Raw genomic sequence first — 18,070 nt, 5'->3', positions numbered from 1 at the left:
TGAGAAACAACCTTATGTCCCGTAACCACGACCTGTTCGCGCGAGCCCAGAAAACCATCCCCGGCGGCGTTAATTCTCCCGTGCGCGCTTTTCGCTCAGTGGGCGGCACACCTTGTTTTATCAAACGTGCATTAGGCCCTCATTTTTGGGATGCCGACGATAAGCGTTACGTTGATTATATTGGCTCATGGGGACCCATGATTCTCGGCCATTTAGATGCGCAGGTGCTGGCTGCAGTTGAAACCGCATTAACTCATGGATTTAGTTTTGGCACGCCAACCGAAGCCGAGATTGAAATTGCGGAAGAGATTTGTAAGCTTCTCCCTTCAATTGAACAAGTCCGGCTTGTCTGCAGCGGCACCGAAGCCACCATGAGCGCGTTACGGCTTGCGCGCGGCTTTACCGGACGACAGCGCATTATTAAATTCGAAGGGTGTTACCACGGCCATGCAGATAGCTTGCTCATCAAAGCAGGTTCTGGACTCTTAAGTTTTGGACAGCCCACTTCGGCGGGTGTGCCTGGTACCGTGGCTCAACATACGACCGTGCTTGAATATAACAATCTAGCGCAATTAAGCGAAACTTTTGCGTCAATTGGCGCAGAAATTGCTGCTGTGATTGTTGAGCCCATCGCTGGCAATATGAATTTAGTGCGCGGCGCACCGGCCTTTCTTCAGCAGCTGCGTGAACTATGCACACAACATGGCGCACTTTTAATTTTCGATGAAGTGATGAGCGGCTTTCGCGTGGCGCTAGGTGGCGCACAAGCACTTTACGACATTACACCGGATTTGACCTGTTTAGGTAAAATTATCGGTGGCGGCATGCCCGCCGCTGCATTTGGCGGGCGCCGCGATATTATGGCGCATTTGGCCCCGCTGGGCGCGGTTTATCAAGCGGGTACGCTAGCCGGCAACCCGCTTGCTGTCGCCGCCGGACTCGCCACCCTAAAGCGCTTGCAAGAGCCTAACTTTTATGCGCAACTAGAGACTCAAACCGCGCGTCTAACGGAGGGCCTCACACAGGCCGCTCACGCCGCAGGCATTGCCTTCTCCACCGATCATATAGGCGGGATGTTTGGCTTATATTTTGCGGCTTGCCCACCCACCTGTTTGGCCGAGGTTGCAGAGTGCAATCTAGAGCATTTCAAGGCTTTTTTCCATCATATGCTCGCGGCTGGGTTTTATTTCGCCCCTTCCGCCTATGAAGCAGGTTTCGTCTCCATTACCCATGATGCTGCCGTGATTGATGCAACGCTTACAGCAGCACACACGGCCTTCTCCGCCTTAAATGGCTAGCGTTCATGTTTTCTAACGCTGACTTCATTTATATGCAGCGCGCTTTGGCGCTTGCTGCACGCGGCATGTACACGACAACCCCCAATCCGCGCGTTGGGTGTGTGCTGGTAAAAGACGGTGCAGTGATTGGCGAGGGATTTACACAACCGGCGGGGGGAAACCACGCGGAAATCCAGGCATTACACGATGCGCGCACGCGCGGACATGACCCAAGCGGCGCTACCGCCTATGTTTCATTAGAGCCATGCAGCCACTTCGGCCGCACTCCGCCCTGTGCAAAAGCCTTCATTGAAGCGCAAATCGCCGAAGTCATTTGCGCGCGGGAAGATCCAAACCCGCAAGTTTCAGGTCAAGGTTTAGCTTTACTACGCGCAGCTCAAATCAATGTGCGTTGCGGCTTGCTCGCGCATGAAGCATATGAGCTTAATCTAGGCTTTATGTCACGCATGACCCGCCACCGACCATGGGTCCGCGTCAAAATTGCCGCCAGCTTAGACGGTCGGACCGCCTTACCCAGCGGAGAAAGTCAATGGATTACAAGCCCCGCAGCGCGCGCGGATAGCCATCTCTGGCGCGCTCGGGCCTGTGCCATCTTGACGGGCATTGGGACCGTACGCGCGGATAATCCGCAATTAACCGTACGTGAAATTGATACACCAAGGCAACCACTACGGGTATTAGTCGATAGCCGGCTTGAGGTACCGCTCAACGCCCATTTATTAAATGGCCATGCTCCGCTACTGATTGTCTGCGCCTCGCTCAACGCTACGCAGATGCAAAAAGCGCACGCATTGCGGGCGCGCGGCGCTGAAGTCATTCCACTTGCCGGCCATGCTTCGGCTCAAGTAGATCTGCCTGCGTTGCTGCACTTGCTAAGCGAACGTGGCATCAATGAATTACAGGTTGAAGCTGGCCAAGGTCTAAATGGTGCGCTATTACAGCAGCATTGTATTGATGAACTGCTCATCTATTTAGCGCCCAGTTTATTATGCGATGCGCAGGGTATGTTCAAACTTGTCGCACCCGCCACGTTAGCGCAACGCGTCACACTTTCATTTCAATCGGTTGAGCGCGTTGGCCGCGATCTACGCATTCTGGCGCGCATTAGCGTACTAGACGATAAAACCGAGCACGCTTGCGCTATCGATACCGCTTAACTTTTTTATTTCCAGAAAATTGAATCCAATGTTTACAGGCATAGTCGCTGCAATTGGTCAAATTGAAACGGTCAGCCCGCTTGGCGACAGCGCCGCTGGTGTACGACTCGCGGTCAATCCAGGCACCCTCAGCCTTGACGATGTTTCTCCAGGGGACAGCATCGCGCTTCAAGGAGCGTGCATGACCGTTGTCACAAAACATCATGCAGCCAACGGCTGCCAGCATTTTATCGTTGACGTATCTCGCGAAAGCCTCGTGCGTACCGCCGGACTCGATACACCCGGCGCAGTCAATCTTGAAAAAGCGTTGCACGCTCATGATCGTCTTGGCGGACATTTAGTAGCGGGGCACATCGATGGGGTCGGCGCTGTCACTCACTTTGCGCCAGCTGGCGAATCCTATGAACTGCGTGTGCTTGCGCCCCACGCGCTAGGCCGCTACCTTGCCTATAAAGGTTCGGTCACCGTAAACGGCGTAAGCTTAACGATTAACAAGGTTCAAGATTTGGCTGACGGCTGTGAGTTTTCAATCAACCTGATCGCGCATACCCTCTCGGTTACCACGTTAAAGCAACTCAAAGTGGGCACCCGCGTCAATCTTGAGATCGATTTAATCGCCCGTTATGTTGAGCGTATTTTGAGTTTCTCAAAAACCTCCGCACCCTAAGCTAAAACATTACTAGAGACAACAGTAATATCTCTTTTGACGCCAATAGCGTAAAATTCATACTTTACGTTTGCCCATCATTATGTCCATTGCTTCTACTCAAGAAATTATTGCCGAGCTTAAAGCGGGTCGGATGGTGATTCTGGTTGATGAAGAGGATCGTGAGAATGAAGGCGATCTAATGCTCGCGGCAGATTTTGTAACCCCCGAAGCCATTAATTTTATGATCCGCTTTGCGCGGGGTCTAGTCTGCCTAACGCTTACGCAAGAGCATTGCGAGCGGCTCAATTTACCACTGATGACCCCCAATAATGGGACGCAATATAATACCGCCTTCACCGTTAGCATTGAAGCCGCGCAGGGCGTCACCACTGGCGTTTCCCCAGCAGACCGCGCACGCACCGTGCAAGCTGCAGTAGCGCGCCATGCGCGGGCAACAGATATTGTACAGCCAGGCCATATTTTCCCGGTGGCGGCGCAGCCTGGCGGTGTGCTCGTGCGCGCCGGCCACACTGAAGCGGGCTGCGACCTCACCCGACTAGCAGGCCTTACGCCGGCCGCGGTCATTTGTGAAGTGATTAATGACGATGGCAGCATGGCACGTTTGCCTGATCTGATTGATTTTGCAACTAAACACGCCCTTAAAATCGGCACTATCGCAGATTTGATTCAATATCGCAGCCTGACTGAATCGATCATTGAACGTGTGGCCGAACGTCCCATGCATACTCCGTACGGGGTATTTCAGGCGGTTATTTATCGAGACAAATCCAACGGAGCGCCGCATATCGCACTGGTGCATGGCGCCCCTCAGCCTGACCGCACAACTTTCGTGCGCGTGCATGAGCCTATGTCCGTATTGGATTTGCTTGAAATCGATGCCGCCACCCACTCTTGGACCCTGCATGCCGCCTTGCAAGAAGTCGCAGCCAATGAATGCGGTGTCATTGTATTGATGAACTGTAGCGACTCAAAAGAGTACTTATTTAATGCGTTTGAAGCATGCAATCAACCAGAAAAAGCGGCACAGCTTAAGCATCGCCCCGCAGATTTCAAAACTTATGGTGTTGGGGCGCAAATCTTGCATGATTTAAACGTGGGTAAAATGCATGTGCTTTCGAGCCCGCGCAAACTGCACGCTATGTCTTGCTACGGCTTAGAGGTGACAGGTTTTGCTCCAATGCCAGGGGTAACTGCTGTACAGTAAAAGCGATTGTCTATTGAGACGCTCTCTAGGCTTCATACACTACTATTTTTATAAACCGAAATTATGGAAATCAACCAATATCAACCCGATCTCGACGGTAATGACCTTTCTATTGGCATCGTGCAGTCGCGCTTTAACGAAGCGGTTGGCAATAGCCTAACGGATGCCTGCCTTGAAGAGCTTGAACGGCTGGGGGTAGAGAGTGAGAATGTGCTATGCATTACCGTTCCCGGCGCACTTGAAATTCCATACGCCCTGCAAAAACTCGCCGTCAGTGGCGAGTTTGACGCATTCATCGCTCTTGGCACCGTCATTCGTGGTGAAACTTATCACTTTGAAGTTGTTTCAAATCAGAGCAGTGCAGGCATTCAGCAAGTTGCCCTCGAATTTCAAGTTCCAATTGCGAACGGAGTGCTCACGACCGATACGGAAGAACAAGCGATCGCCCGTATTGCGGAAAAAGGCCGTGATGTGGCGCGCGTTGCCGTCGAAATGGCGAATTTATCGACTGCGATTGATCTTTCTTTAATCCCCGAAGAAGGAGAGGAAGACGAGGAAGACTTCCAATGAAGAGTGCCCGTCGCCGTTCCCGAGAATTTGCGGTACAAGGTCTATATCAGTGGCTGCTAACTGGAGCTGACGCTGTCGCTATTGTCACCCAGTTACAATCTGCCCCAGGGTTTGGCAAAGCGGATCGGGAGCATTTCGATACGCTATTGCAAGGGGTAATCCGCGATGCTAAAACCCTGGATACACAGTTAACACCCTGTATCGACCGGCCAAGCGCGGAATTATCTCCAATCGAGCACGCCGTCTTGCTAATCGGCGCATATGAACTGACGCATCATATTGAAATTCCATACCGTGTGGTCATTAATGAAGCGGTCGAAGTGACAAAAACTTTTGGTGGCACGGATGGCTATAAATATGTAAATGGGGTGCTTGATCAACTCGCCGCACAGCTACGCGCGGTTGAAATAAAACAGGCGGGCCGCTAACTTAATAGCGTTAAGATTTTTCTGCTATACGCCCAACTCAGCAGACTCCCCTCTGCCATCCACTTTCTGATGGTTCCCCCCCAGCTCGAGCTGCGCCGCCCGTGAGGCTGGGGCAATCAAGATCTTAGGGGGCTGAGAGGCCGTTGCGGTGGCAACTTTCTTGGAATTTTTAGACGCAGCATAAGCCGTTGCCACAAGCGGTCTTTTGGGACGCGACAGTGCAGTGCCTCTGGGCGTTTTATTATATGCCTGAATTATTGAACGGCTAGGCTTTTGCGGAAGATGAATAGAGATATCGTGCCCTTGCGCAACATTGCGTAAACGCTCGCGCTCGGCTTGGACCTTTGCGCCATAAATACCATCATATTTTGAAGTAGCGCCAACATATAAGCGCAGTCCTTGGGCCAGCGACCCACCCCTTACAATACAATCTTTTAAAATCAGAGCGCCGACCTTAAGATTAGCCAGTGGGTCAAAAGCCGCCGCAACCCCGCCAAAATGCTCGAATTTATCCGCATGTAACTTAGACATAACCTGCATCAACCCTTGTGCGCCCACGCCACTTTCCGCATAGGGATTAAATCTAGATTCAATTGCAATGACGGACAAGAGTAGCAAAGGATCAAGGCCAAATTCTCGGCCCGTAATAAAGGCTTCTTTTACGAGCTTGTTGAGCGGCTCGCGCGCGACACGATAACGACGCGCCAGATAATCAACTACCCACTTCCGTTCTTCTACTGAAGCCAAGGCTCGCTCATCACGCGCGTCAGGCGCAATACGGGCAGAAGTGATTTTGCGTACGCGTGCTTCAAATGCAGAAAGCGGCATTGCCTTGGCCAGTTTTTTTACTTCAAGCACGCTCCTTGCTGGCTGAGAAATCTCAGACACCGGCGGCGCGAGCCGCACCATGAACGCTTGCCGCAAAGCAGGCGACAACCAACCTAAGATGAGACCCGAGATTACGATAAAACAGACTAAATAAGCAAAGTAACGGCTGATTTGGGCGCTATGATGCAGGGTTGCGCGCACCGCAGGCACAGACATCAATCTTAAAACGCCTCTTTCCGCCAGAGGCGAAAATTTCGCATATAACAGGCGCCCCGCCTGCATGCCCCACAACCCTAATTGGAAAGCCCATTTCCGCCCCAAGCGACAGCAGCATCCATAACATACCCGTAGCCCCTTTATAAAGGCCGCGGCGAACGGAGCTCTAAGGGTCGGTTGGTTAGAAGGAGGAGGTAAATGAGCATTCATGTAGAAAATTTTAGCAGGCTTTTATGGCCAGTCAATCTTATTCAAAGACATATCTATTACTTTTGGTAATAAAAAGAGAGTTTTTGAATAAATGACCTGCGTTTCTCTTGGCTTGGTTTCGCTCCTCCGCCTGTCTTTTTTCTTCCACAATGAGTCTATTTAATTTTCAGCGCCTTAGGGCATGTTGGGGCAAGCGCCAAAAGACAATAGGCTATTTGTCGATGCGGTGCTGTATCGCTATCGGGCGGGAATACCTTGGCGAGATATTCTCGCTGATTATGGACACTGGAAAGTGATCCATACGCGCTTTAGTCACAAGCGGGCGAAATGGGCTTAAATTCAATGAGCCGTCGCCCACATCACCCCTACTGAACCAATCATCTCACTCTTTTTTACTATAAAAAACATTAAAAACGGTTTGCAGAAAAGTGAAACGATGTCTGTAAATCGCACATTTTACTCAGAAACAGTATAATTTATTAAGTCCCTTAGCCTATCTCGCCCATATGGTCTCTGTTTAACAAGAAAATTCATACATAGACTCTAACGGCTGTGAAAAAACCCATCGCAAAGGAAAAATATGCCAATCAACCCTATCAATAGCAACGTTTCGCTTCCAGTCTCCTCTACTGCTAATCAAGTGAGGACCAATACAATAAAGCAAGAGCCAGAAGATGCGTCGCAGCCCACGGAACTTGTTTCTTCCGAAGCCAAACGAAAGAGCGCTCATCTAGATTCAGAGTCGCGCTCAGTACGTATAAAGCGAGAGCAAGAAAATATATCGTACTTTCAGTTTAATCAAGGGCGTATAAATATAAAGTTAGAATCAGAAGATGTACCGCAACTTCATTTGAAAGATGATCTGAGCGATTCTAAACAAACAGTGCCTACGTCCCTTGCCCCTCACACCCAAGATTCATATACGTTTACTGTTCGAGGGGTAGAAATAAAAATAATCAAAAATGAAATCTTAAAGGAAGCAATAGATCAGCAGGCGGAAGCTAGGAAAGCTTTTTTAAAGCTTATGAATTCTGAAGCAACTTCTGTGGATAAGAAAAGTGCTACTGCAATATTAGCAGCACTTAATACAGTTAACGTAAGTTCTTATTCGTCCATTGAATATGAAACAGCAAAGAAGAGAGAGTTAAAGGAAACCAAAGACTTCCTTTCCAGGATTATTTTAAACTCTGACCAAGAAACGGTAAATAAGGAAAAAGGAGAAGCTTTCAGAACAATAGAAAAATGCCTTAATATAATAAGGTTTCAAGAAGTAGCAGAAAGAGATATAATGGAGCAGCGGACGGAAGCCAGGAAGGTTTTTTTAAAGCTTACGAGTCCTGAAGCAACTCCTATGGATAAGGAAAGTGCCTCCACAATACTAGCATTTCTTAATAAAGTGAGGTTTGATAGGGCCTCTACAATAGATGAACAGAAAGATTTAGCAACAAAGAGGAGAGAATTAAGGGAAGCCAAAAAATTTCTTTCTACATTTATTGCAAACTCTAACCCAGAAGCGGTAAATAATGAGAAAGAAAAAGCTTTTGGAAGAATAGAAAAATACATTAACGTAAGACCGTTTGGGGATCAGGCAGAAAAGGATATTGCAGAAATCTTTGCAAGGCTTAAGAATTACAGAGCGTATGATGAAGAAAATCCTGGAGAAGAGTATTTTCCTACGGCGATCCGTATCGCACTTAGTGGGTCTATACATGCACAGGAATTTAAAATTCTGTTCGATCTTGTAGATAAACTGAGCGTTTTTCCTGAAGAGGATAAAAGAAGATCTCACTACATAAGCTGCAGAATAGTAGAGCGTTTAGTAAAGAATATAACAGATAAAAACAAGAGAAAAAAAGAAGACATAATAAATGAAGAAGGACTAAGAAATTTCCTGATACAGCTTTTAGAGAGAGAAGGGGGAAACGGGGTCTGGAGTGCTTCTATGATGTCCACTATAATTGAATATTTAAGGATGGATAAAGAATGGGTAAAAGGAAACATAATCCTTCTAATGCGTATTTTAAACGTTGCCCTAGCAGAAGATGGGTTTGAGCCCATAAATGAACGGGGCCTTCACATTAATGAAAAAGTGGAGTTTACAGATAGCATAGGATTTTTAAGACATCATATTTTTAGGGCCCTAATAAGCATTAAAGATTCTTTGCCAAAAGATATTCGAGATGCTTTTAAAGCATATGCCCAAAAAGATAATGATGGTAATGAATCTTCCTTTTATGGATTTGCGAGGGGAATTGTGGAGTAGTAAATATGTAGAAGTTAAGACTTAATCTGACATTTTACTAATATTTCAGGTAACTGAATATCCGGCTACCGTCATGCCTAGTGCATTCAGCACAGGCGCTAGATCATCCTGGTTTGGTGATTTGCGACTTTCGCAAAGGATCCTTGTGCTGGATATTCCAGTTGATGGAAGGCACCCGGTTTGCAAGCGGTATGCCCGAACAATCGAATGATCTTAATTCTGATATCGTTGAGGTTTGAGACGGCCTCATGGATGAGCGCGTGTTGATGATTGAAGATGCGTACCAACGCAATGCCCTCCATTAACTGGAATATCCATCGCAAGGTGGGTGTGCTAGTGGGTTTACCCAGTTGATTTGGCAATGTGTCAGCACAGTCCCCGAGTTTAGCGCGTATCTGAAATTGTGTAAGGTTGTATACCATCAGGCATAAAATCATTACCATCATCAAAGCAGCGATACGCTGCGGCGATTTTAAAAAGAGCGTATCGGCTAAGACAACTATACGGCCTGGCAATAGCTCTTTTATACGCTCCCATTGGTCATCTCGTAGCCCATAACGACGATTCACTGGCTTTTTCTCTCATTTTGTTCGATAAGCCAGTTTTTTCTAACACAATTTTTTAATTGAGGACACGCCTAGCGAATACTTGGGGCTAGGGCAGGTTAAAATGACACGATGAAATATAAAGACCTGCGCGATTTTGCCCATCAACTCGAAGCGCTTGGCGAGCTACGCCGCGTAAGCGCCCCCATTTCTCCGGCCCTTGAAATGACAGCGTTATGCGATCGGGTGCTGCGCGCCGGCGGCCCTGCTTTACTCTTTGAAAAACCAACTGGCTATACCATGCCAGTCCTGGGTAATTTATTCGGTACCACGCGACGCATTGCGCTGGGTATGGGTATCGACGCAGCGCAGACAGAGACTGATGCGCTCGCCTCGCTACGCGAGATTGGTCATTTACTATGCGCGCTAAAGGAACCTACCCCGCCCCAACGGCTTAAAGACGCCGGCAAGCTATTAACGCTGGTTAAAGCCGTATGGGATATGGCGCCCAAAACCATTAGCGCGCCCCCCTGCCAAGAAATTGTGTGGGAAGGCAACGACGTTGACTTGACTCAACTCCCGATCCAGACCTGCTGGCCGGACGACGCCGGTCCACTCATTACTTGGGGCCTCACCGTAACGCGTGGACCTAATAAAGCCCGACAGAATCTCGGCATTTACCGCCAGCAAGTCATTGGGCGCAACCAGGTGATCATGCGCTGGCTTGCGCATCGGGGCGGGGCGCTGGATTTTCGGGAATTCGCTCTGGCCTTTCCGGGCCAGCCTTATCCCGTCGCCGTCGCGCTAGGCGCTGACCCAGCGACTTTGCTTGGCGCTGTAACTCCTGTGCCAGATACCCTTTCTGAATACCAGTTTGCGGGTTTGCTACGAGGCGGGCGCACTGAATTAGCCAAGTGCATAACGCCTGGCTTAAGCGCACTACGCATACCCGCGCGCGCCGAAATTGTGCTAGAAGGCTTTATCTATCCCACAGCAGATGCAACTGCGCCCGGCCCGGCGAGCTATGAGCACGCGCTCGAAGGTCCTTTTGGTGATCACACCGGCTATTACAATGAAAAGGCTTTATTCCCGGTGCTTACAATCGAGCGCATCACCATGCGGCGGCAGGCGTTGTACCATTCTACGTATACCGGCAAACCACCGGATGAACCCGCGATACTCGGGGTCGCTCTCAATGAAGTGCTGGTGCCTTTGCTGCAAAAACAATTTACAGAAATCACAGATTTCTACTTACCGCCGGAAGGGTGCAGCTACCGCATGGCGCTGGTTCAAATTAAAAAAAGCTACCCGGGCCATGCTAGGCGTGTCATGTTCGGCGTTTGGGGGTTCCTACGGCAATTTATGTACACCAAATTCATCATCATCGTAGACGATGATGTGAATCTGCGCGATTGGAAAGAAGTCATTTGGGCCATCACCACGCGCGTTGATCCAACGCGCGACACATTACTGGTAGATCATACGCCGATTGACTACCTTGACTTTGCATCGCCCACCGCCGGCCTCGGTTCGAAGATGGGGCTTGACGCCACCCATAAATGGCCTGGCGAGACACAGCGCGAATGGGGACGACCGATTACGATGGACCCAGCCGTCACACGCCGGATCGATGCTTTATATGAAGAGCTCGCTCTGGCCGTTGATGGCCAAGCACAAAAGTGAGATGGCCAAACTACGGGGACTCGTTTTCTTCTTCGAAGTCTTCCAGTAAACTCGTGGAACAGCAAGGCCCAAATGGTACGTGCATTCTTGTTGGCTAATGCTACGGCGGCCACATTCTTGTTTCGCCGATTAACCACACCGTTGATCCAACTGCATGCCTCAGGTTTCTGCTCGGCGTAGCGAATCACAGAACGCCCGCCATGTATCAGCAAAGTTCGGAGATATGTATCGCCTATGGAAGCCACAAGCGCGCTGGCCGTAATCGGTCCAATACCCGGAATGCGCGCAAGCTTGCAACTCGCTGTATTATTGCGATGCCAGGCTTGAATCTGCGCTTCAATTTCATCGACCTGACGGTCCAATTCCTTGAGATGGTCCAGCAGCCTTTGTACAAGTAGGCGAAATGCGCCGGGCAATTCATTGCTAGCTCAGGTACTCGAGTCTGGATGACACCAATGCCTTGTGGGATGATCAATCCGAATTCAGCAGGCAAGCCGCGAATCTGGTTAGCCTGCGCCGTACGTGCTTTCACAAAGCCTTGCCGTACTCGATGTAACGCCAGTACCGCTTGCTGTTCTATATTTTTTATCGGGACAAACCGCATATTTGGCCGGCCTACTGCTTCGCAGATTGCCTCAGCGTCAGCAGCATCATTCTTGTTAGCCTTCACATAGGGCTTAACGAATTGAAGCGCCATCAGCTTCAGTTTTGTGTGCCTACGACACACCTGCTTCAAACTGTTCTCGACTTATATCACTTGGGCAGTGCTTTCTTTTCTTTCAAAAAGATTATTTGCATAGAATAAATAATTGTGCAAGTTTATTTGGTGTTTTGAGAATCATCATTTAGACTTGGCGCATTACATATGATTAAACGGGGTGAATGATGTTAAGACCTATTCATGGGATATCCACTCAATATATTCGAACTCATTCGATTACACCAGATAGGCCAGAGCAAATACCCGCCCCTTCTAATCCAGAAGCGGATGCACCGACGGCGCACCGTGCTCACTCTATCCCCCGCAGCCTGAATCGCGTTATAAAGATTGCCGGAGAGCCGGCCCAACTGATTTTTTCTAATGCCAATGGGATGGAGTGCTGCGGCTATCAATTTCTCCATACCAACCGCCTTGTGCTCACAACCGGCGAACCGGTTTTAAATCGTGACGGTGAGTTTCAGGCCTTTCGTCTAAAAACAGGTCAAATAACGATTCAAAGCAAAACAACCCTCAAAGGATATGAGCAGATTGATGTAATCGCGTATTCGATCAAAATAGAGGGCGAGTTATATGCCAATAAAATTAACTTGAATACAGCAGTGAATGGCTCGAATCTGAGCTTGCCCGTTACGCTGCAACAGGACATAGCCGACACGACCATTCATTCGGAGTTCCCCCGCCAGCTGCAATTCACAGGCACCGCCAAGGTAAAAGCAAAAGAACATTTGAGCATTCAAGCAGATACGCTCGATAATGCCAGTTCTCAGATTCAATCAAACGGAAATATTACCCTCAAAGCCAACCGTTTGATTGGCGCAGGAACGCTCGGCGCCACACTGGATCTTACGGCAAAGCTGGAAGAGCATTACACGCATCGCACTCAACTCAACGCTGGCCGCCATCTATCGATTTCAACGGCCCAAAGTTTCACGAATCAAGGCACTCTAAAAACGCGAGGTGAAATCACGCTTAAAGCTAAAACGTTTGAAAATCAATCCACCTCTTTGATAGACGGTGTTCACCTTAAATTCAAGGTAGAAAATGTGCTTAAGAATTATGGAGTGATTCAGGGCAGCACAGTGGTGATTGATACGCAGCATTTGCTCAATGATGGCACTGAAGATACGGATGAGCAGCAGGCTGGGGCTATCCTCGGGCGAGATCAACTGATGCTTGGAGCAAGGACCCTGCATAACCAGGAGCATGGGTTACTGCATAGTGATGGCGACCTGACAATAGGAGATGCTTTTTATAAACAAAACACCGTCACGGATTTAGCCAAAGAGTTTATGAATGCGGAGTTTTCCACGGTTGAATCAAGAGGAAAGCTTTTGATTAAAGCTATATTTTTAAATAATCAGAAAGGACAGATTACCGCGGGTTCTGATCTGGTTCTTGAAAGTGATACGCTCACCAATGATCAGGGGCATATAGAAGCGAAGGGAGATCAAAGCGTATTGAAGGTGCGGGCTGATATCATTAATAATCACTCAGGTTATCTGATTCATAATGGTGCTGGACCCATCCAGATAGTTGCCGACATGATGGAGAATCATAATGTTGAAGCAATAAAAGGGGCGGGGTTAATTAGCAGTAAGGGTCCGATAACGATCAGCGTTGCCAAGCTGTCTAATCATCAAGGTGGGACCATCCTTTCGGATCAAACACTCAAAATAGGCACTTTTTACACAGCTTCTTTGGTATGCTATTTGAAAAATCTAGCCGGCACACTATCGGCGCACCAAAAAATTGAGATTGGTACATATAAACTAGATAACAGCAAAGGTCTGATTGCCGTAGGGAAAGAGGAAGCTTCCGAACCGGAGATTTCAAGTGATCCAGACCGTTCCACACAGCCGACTCATCCAGGCAGCGTACTTGAAATTTGTGCGCATGCGGTCATTAACACAGAGGGGGGGCAAATCGTTCAAAGTGGACAGGGTGAGATCAAGATTTTTTTAAATGCCAGTGGTAGTGGATACGAAGCGCAAAATGGTTTGATGAGTGCTCAGGGTCGCATCACGATAGAAGCGCCGAATATTGTCCATACGAATAAGAGCCAGATGACGGGAAAAGACCTCAATCTGGTCATCGGAGAAAGAATTCTTAACCAAGCAAATGCAACGCTATTTGCCCGCGATAGATTGTCCTTAAAAGCCTTAGCGCTCGATAATATGCAACAAGGGGTTTTGCAAAGTGAGGGGCGCATCTTCATTTTAGCGATGGCTTTTTGTAACGAAGGCACGATACACAGCCAAGGGGAGATCCGGATCCTTTCTAATAAGATGCGTAACCGTCGAGAAAGTGGCACATTGACCCAGCACTTATTGCGTTTGGCGATTCACCCGGGCCTGATTACGGGCGATACGATTTTAATCAGTGCGCGTGGGCCTGACTCTCTGTTGAGAAATACGGAGAGCATGATTTTCGCGCAAAACAGCCTTCAAATCGGGGTTCATGAGATTCAAAATCGTGCCGGTGGTACGCTTTATAGTGGCGGTGATTTAGCCATTGGCCGTAAGCTGAATGCGGAGTCTATCGTGCAGGGTCGCAGTGAACGCATTCTCAATCATGGATCCACGATGGATGCGGTGGGAGATCTAACGATTCATGCAAAAAAGCTAGTCAATCAAAATGCAAGATTCGAAATCGAAGAAAGGCTGATTGAGGAGCGTGGCATACACGAATGCCACGATGACCAGACAAACCAACGCTTTGATGGCTCCCAAATCGCCTGGCACGGCGACGTAGGGGGCCTCTACCGTGTGCACAGCTCCGGTCATGAAATATTTCGTTTTATCAACTATGTCTTTACGCGCCGAGTGACCACAACCAGGGTGACGCACAGCGAACCTGGCAAGATTCAGGCAGGTGGCGCGATCTCTCTGTCAGACCAGGTGATGAACGATAAAAGCATGATTATCGCTGGAGGGGCGCTCAGCGACCTCGAAGGCAGGCCTGCCCAGATTGAAAACCGGGATGCCATCGGTCAACGCGTCACGACTGATCGGGGAACCTCGCAATACTCAGACAGAGAGTGGCATGGTGGAATTAGTTTCTTCGGCAGCGGCGGTCGGTACTGGGAGCGTAAGTGGAGTGGGCAAGCCCCCTACCATCCGGCCCCAATAGTCGAGCATCACACGCTGACGGTCGCCGTCTCTCAAGAGCATACGGCAGTAGAGCATTCCGCGCCCTCTACCGCCTTAGTGCCGAGTTCTTCGGCTTTAAGCCGTAATACTTTATTAAATAGCGGCTTATTGCACCTGAACACCGATCCCAATCAACGCTATCTGATCCAGATCGACCCCCGCTTTACCCGCCACAGCGACAGGGTTTCGAGCGATGTATTGCTGCGCTTACTGAATCTGGACCCTCAGCACATTCCCAAACGCCTGGGCGATGGACTCTATGAACAGCAACTGATTCGAGACCAAATTATTGGTCTGACGGGCCATTATTATTTATCCAGCTATCACAATCCCATCGCTGAGATTCGGGACTTGATGCACGCCGGAGCAGACTGGGCCAAACGTTTTAATTTGATGCTCGGCATTGAACCGACACCTGAGCAAATCAATGCGTTAACCACCAGCCCCGTCTGGCTAGTGAATCAACGTGTTCAATTACCCGATGGCTCAGAACAGACGGTCCTGGTGCCTAAAGTGTATCTGGCCCCAAGCGATGCGCCGGCCATCCCACGAAGCAATGCACTGATTTCAGCCGATACGATCGAGTTAGAGAGCGACCGCCCCTTTAAAAACACCGGAACTGTGCTCAGTCGCAGCACAACCCGTATTCGTGCAAGCCAAATCGATAATCAGCGCGGCACGCTGGCCAGCCGGGGCACCCTCTCTATCCAAGCCCGCGATAACATCGATAGCCGCGCTGGCAAGCTGATTGCCGTTAAAAAACTCACCGTACAGGCCGGCCAAAATCTACAATTGCAAAGCCAGACACAGACCACTCATGCCGCCAGCGGCAGCCGAACAAACTTAGTGGGCCTCACCCAGATCCAGGCCGAAGAATTGGAAGCGACAGCAGGATCCGATCTCCATCTTGCCGCCACCCAAATTGAAGTGGAACACACGGCAAGGTTAGACGCTCAGCAAGATCTGATCTTAGGGACCGCCACCACCGGCTTGCAACAAAAGATCGTCTGGGATGAACGGAATGCCCTCAGCCTAAGCCAGCACACTGAAGTTGGCACCCAGATTCAGGCCGGCGCGCTTGAGCTGAAGGCTGGGCGCGATGTAACTGCAACCGGCGCGTATGTCAAAGTGGCAGAGAAACTCGCGGTGAAAGCCCGCCGAGATATTCATTTGGAAGCCGCGTTGTCACCAGCACAATTAAACTGACCCACCTGAGCAATTAGCAATTGACCCACCTCCCGTAAATTTCGTCCCTTTGTCGGGATATGTTAAGCGTAGAGGAACAAGTGGAAATTAAAGTATTAGCCCGTCAAGGCATCAGTATTCGAGAGATATCTCGACAGTTACAGGTATCGCGTAACACGGTGCGCCGCTACCTGCGAGAAGTGGATGCAGCGCAACGCAAACCTTGTCAAGCCCGTGTACATAAGCTTGATCCGTATAAACGCTATCTCGAAGAGCGCTTGCGTGCGGCGCATCCCTGCCGATTGCCTGCAACCGTGTTGTGCCAAGAGGTCAAGCTATTGGGCTACGCAGGCGGACTCTCACGCGTATGCCAGTTTGTCCGTAGTTTGCAGGTGGTACGGCCTGAAGAGCGATTAGTACGGTTTGAGACGTTAGCTGGTGAGCAGATGCAGTGTGATTGGATCGTATTTCGCCGCGGCAAATATCCGCTGTCTGCTTTTGTGATGACACTAGGTTGGTCACGGGCTAGCTTCGTCGAATTTGTTAACAACGAGAAATTAGACACGCTGTTGGCTTGCCATGAGCACGCTTTTGAATACTTTGGCGGTGTGACGCGAGAAGTGCTCTATGACAATATGAAGACGGTTGTACTAGCACGGGATGCGTATGGCCCAGGTGCTCACCGTTTTCAGCCTACCTTCCTCGATTTTGCCAAACACTATGGTTTTGTCCCCAAACTATGTCGACCTTACCGAGCTAAAACCAAAGGTAAAGTCGAACGTTTCAATGGTTATTTGAGGCGCAGCTTTTATAACCCGTTAGCTTCCAGGTTGGTGCAGAATCAGCTTCATCTAGATGTCGACACGGCGAATGCAGCAGTACGCACGTGGCTGAGTGAAGTGGCCAATGTCCGCGTGCACGGCACTACGCAAGAGGGGGTGCAAACGCGCTTGAGTCAGGAGAAAGCCGCCTTACAATCCTTGCCACCTCCTTATCTAGGACACACCAAGAGCGCTCCGCCTGTGGTATTGCCGCCTAATTGGATGCAGTTTAGCCAACAGCCGATGCAGCATAAGCTGGCTATCTATGAACAACTGTTCACAGGAGCCTATTAATGGCGTTACAACATCAACGGATTGAGCAATGGTGTGAGCAACTTAAGCTCGACACCATGGCTCAGGCGTACCCACAACTGGCCGCTCAAGCCGTTTCCAATCAATTGAGCTTTGCCGATTTCTTCGAAGCATTATTGAAATCCGAAGCCGCCACGCGCCAAACTCGTTCACGGCAAATCCTGTCTCAGATGGCTGGATTCCCAGCCATTAAAACACTGGAGCAGTTTGACTTTACGGCGGTGCATGGCGTGCATAAAAAAGCCCTACAAGAACTCGCTGCGCTCACTTGGATTGAGCGCGCTGAGAACTTGGTGTTGCTTGGCCCCTCAGGGGTCGGTAAAACACATTTGGCTATTAGCTTGGGCTACTTGGCTACTCAAGCTGGGATAAAAACACGTTTCATCTGCGCGGCAGATTTGATCCTCGCCATGGCTGCTGCACAGCGGCAGGATCGGTTAACGCAGTTCATCCAGCGCAATGTCAACGCCCCTCGACTGCTTATCATTGATGAAATTGGTTATCTCCCCATGGAGCGGGATCAGGCTAATCTCTTCTTCCAGGTCATCGCCAAGCGTTATGAAAAATCAGCCTTGCTCATGACCAGCAACTTGCCATTTGGCCAATGGGATCAGGCCTTTGCAAACGATACTACCTTGACTGCTGCCATGTTGGATCGTTTACTTCACCATGCCCATGTCGTTCAACTTAAAGGAGAAAGCTTCAGACTTAAAGATAAACGCAAAGCTGGAATTATTCAGCCTCGTCAGACCCTAGAAGAAAATCGGGTGGGTCAATTTTAAGTTGCTGGCCAGTAGCTTAAGTGGGTCA

At 49.4% G+C, this 18,070-nt stretch carries 13 protein-coding genes and 2 pseudogenes; 12 read left to right on the top strand and 3 right to left on the bottom strand.

The window, feature by feature from the left end; translation table 11 throughout:
• Nucleotides 1–14: 14 nt before the first annotated feature.
• The 6 genes from hemL (at nucleotide 15) to nusB (ending at nucleotide 5,327) form a co-directional block, all read left to right on the top strand.
• Nucleotides 15–1,298, top strand: a complete 1,284-nt coding sequence (gene hemL / locus MPB2EB_RS00725) for a glutamate-1-semialdehyde 2,1-aminomutase (protein WP_185181985.1) — start codon at nucleotides 15–17, stop codon at nucleotides 1,296–1,298.
• Nucleotides 1,299–1,303: 5 nt separating this feature from the next.
• Nucleotides 1,304–2,455, top strand: coding sequence for a bifunctional diaminohydroxyphosphoribosylaminopyrimidine deaminase/5-amino-6-(5-phosphoribosylamino)uracil reductase RibD (gene ribD, locus MPB2EB_RS00720; protein ID WP_185181984.1), 1,152 nt, complete (start codon nucleotides 1,304–1,306; stop codon nucleotides 2,453–2,455).
• A 28-nt stretch (nucleotides 2,456–2,483) separates the two neighbouring features.
• Nucleotides 2,484–3,122 (top strand): riboflavin synthase, encoded by a 639-nt coding sequence (locus MPB2EB_RS00715; protein ID WP_185181983.1) that lies wholly within the window; start codon nucleotides 2,484–2,486, stop codon nucleotides 3,120–3,122.
• Nucleotides 3,123–3,204: 82 nt separating this feature from the next.
• Nucleotides 3,205–4,329 (top strand): bifunctional 3,4-dihydroxy-2-butanone-4-phosphate synthase/GTP cyclohydrolase II, encoded by a 1,125-nt coding sequence (gene ribBA / locus MPB2EB_RS00710; protein ID WP_185181982.1) that lies wholly within the window; start codon nucleotides 3,205–3,207, stop codon nucleotides 4,327–4,329.
• Nucleotides 4,330–4,392: 63 nt separating this feature from the next.
• A complete protein-coding gene (gene ribH / locus MPB2EB_RS00705; RefSeq protein WP_185181981.1) occupies nucleotides 4,393–4,899 on the top strand; it encodes a 6,7-dimethyl-8-ribityllumazine synthase in 507 nt (168 codons plus the stop codon).
• The gene (gene nusB, locus MPB2EB_RS00700; protein ID WP_185181980.1) at nucleotides 4,896–5,327 is read left to right on the top strand and encodes a transcription antitermination factor NusB; all 432 of its coding nucleotides are present in this window, start codon (nucleotides 4,896–4,898) and stop codon (nucleotides 5,325–5,327) included. Before ribH ends, nusB begins: the two co-directional genes overlap by 4 nt.
• A gap of 24 nt (nucleotides 5,328–5,351) precedes the next feature.
• Here nusB and MPB2EB_RS00695 read toward each other — a convergent pair whose 3' ends face one another.
• Complete coding sequence (locus tag MPB2EB_RS00695; protein ID WP_232534450.1) at nucleotides 5,352–6,371, bottom strand: lytic transglycosylase domain-containing protein; 1,020 nt, start codon at nucleotides 6,369–6,371, stop codon at nucleotides 5,352–5,354.
• Between the two features lie 403 nt (nucleotides 6,372–6,774).
• On the opposite strand from MPB2EB_RS00695, the pseudogene MPB2EB_RS08590 reads away from it, so the two are divergent.
• Both MPB2EB_RS08590 and MPB2EB_RS00685 read left to right on the top strand, forming a co-directional pair.
• A pseudogene (locus tag MPB2EB_RS08590) lies at nucleotides 6,775–6,850 on the top strand (hypothetical protein); the annotation flags it as partial.
• 311 nt (nucleotides 6,851–7,161) lie between these two features.
• On the top strand, nucleotides 7,162–8,844 hold the full coding sequence (locus tag MPB2EB_RS00685) for a hypothetical protein (protein ID WP_185181978.1): 1,683 nt from the start codon (nucleotides 7,162–7,164) through the stop codon (nucleotides 8,842–8,844).
• Between the two features lie 98 nt (nucleotides 8,845–8,942).
• On the opposite strand, the gene MPB2EB_RS00680 is transcribed toward MPB2EB_RS00685, so the two are convergent.
• The gene (locus MPB2EB_RS00680; RefSeq protein ID WP_185181977.1) at nucleotides 8,943–9,413 is read right to left on the bottom strand and encodes a hypothetical protein; all 471 of its coding nucleotides are present in this window, start codon (nucleotides 9,411–9,413) and stop codon (nucleotides 8,943–8,945) included.
• A gap of 108 nt (nucleotides 9,414–9,521) precedes the next feature.
• Between MPB2EB_RS00680 and ubiD the strand changes: the two genes are divergently transcribed.
• Nucleotides 9,522–11,072: a 4-hydroxy-3-polyprenylbenzoate decarboxylase gene (ubiD, locus tag MPB2EB_RS00675; RefSeq protein WP_185181976.1), complete on the top strand. Its 1,551-nt coding sequence runs from the start codon at nucleotides 9,522–9,524 to the stop codon at nucleotides 11,070–11,072.
• A 50-nt stretch (nucleotides 11,073–11,122) separates the two neighbouring features.
• Here ubiD and MPB2EB_RS00670 read toward each other — a convergent pair.
• Nucleotides 11,123–11,787 (bottom strand): annotated as a pseudogene (locus MPB2EB_RS00670) (IS110 family transposase); the annotation flags it as partial.
• A 167-nt stretch (nucleotides 11,788–11,954) separates the two neighbouring features.
• Between MPB2EB_RS00670 and MPB2EB_RS00665 the strand changes: the two are divergent.
• The 3 genes from MPB2EB_RS00665 to istB are packed head-to-tail and all read left to right on the top strand — an operon-like array spanning nucleotide 11,955 to nucleotide 18,042.
• Complete coding sequence (locus MPB2EB_RS00665) at nucleotides 11,955–16,148, top strand: hypothetical protein (RefSeq protein ID WP_185181975.1); 4,194 nt, start codon at nucleotides 11,955–11,957, stop codon at nucleotides 16,146–16,148.
• A 59-nt stretch (nucleotides 16,149–16,207) separates the two neighbouring features.
• Nucleotides 16,208–17,242, top strand: coding sequence for an IS21 family transposase (gene istA, locus MPB2EB_RS00660; RefSeq protein ID WP_185181249.1), 1,035 nt, complete (start codon nucleotides 16,208–16,210; stop codon nucleotides 17,240–17,242).
• On the top strand, nucleotides 17,242–18,042 hold the full coding sequence (istB, locus tag MPB2EB_RS00655; RefSeq protein WP_185181250.1) for an IS21-like element helper ATPase IstB: 801 nt from the start codon (nucleotides 17,242–17,244) through the stop codon (nucleotides 18,040–18,042). Before istA ends, istB begins: the two co-directional genes overlap by 1 nt.
• Nucleotides 18,043–18,070: the final 28 nt, after the last annotated feature.

It is taken from the genome of Mycoavidus sp. B2-EB (assembly GCF_014218255.1).
Taxonomy (GTDB): Bacteria; Pseudomonadota; Gammaproteobacteria; order Burkholderiales; family Burkholderiaceae; genus Mycoavidus.
This window is presented reverse-complemented; position numbering and strand designations above follow the sequence as displayed.